We start from the raw sequence: 667 nt of genomic DNA on the forward strand, positions 1-667 counted from the left end.
ACGGTGACCTGGGAGTCGGGGCGCTGCGCGAGGGTCTGATGTACGAAGTTCGCGCCGATGAACCCGGCCCCACCCGTGACGAGAATTCTCATGAACAGGGACGCTACTGGGTTGGCACGCGGTAGTGCCGTATACGGCGGTCGATGTCACATCGATTCGTGTGTCTGCACCGCGCGGTCTTGCGGCAGTTCTGGAAGACTTCGCGGTCATGCGGGGAATCATTCTGGCGGGCGGCACGGGCTCGCGTCTTCATCCGATCACGATGGGCGTCAGCAAGCAGCTGGTCCCGGTCTACGACAAACCGATGATCTACTACCCGCTCTCGACACTGATCCTGGCCGGGATCCGCGAGATCCTCATCATCACCACCCCCCAGGACGCCGACCAGTTCACCCGCCTCCTCGGCGACGGCTCCCAGTTCGGCATCGAACTGACCTACAAAGTCCAACACGAGCCCAACGGCCTCGCCCAAGCCTTCGTCCTCGGAGCCGAACACATCGGCACCGACTCCGCGGCATTGGTGTTGGGCGACAACATCTTCTACGGCCCCGGCCTGGGCACCCAACTCTCGCGCTTCGATCACATCGACGGCGGAGCCGTCTTCGCCTACGAGGTCTCCGACCCCACCGCCTACGGCGTCATCGAATTCGACGACAACCGCAAAGCG

The 667-nt window shown here is 63.3% G+C and carries 1 protein-coding gene; it reads left to right on the forward strand.

Annotated elements, in window-relative coordinates:
- Nucleotides 1-208: 208 nt before the first annotated feature.
- A partial coding sequence (locus CH271_RS00395; protein WP_179277872.1) for a sugar nucleotidyltransferase occupies nt 209-667 on the forward strand: 459 nt, incomplete at its 3' end.

Origin of the sequence: Rhodococcus sp. 05-340-2 (assembly GCF_002258915.1) — a bacterium.
Lineage (GTDB): Bacteria > Actinomycetota > Actinomycetes > Mycobacteriales > Mycobacteriaceae > Rhodococcoides.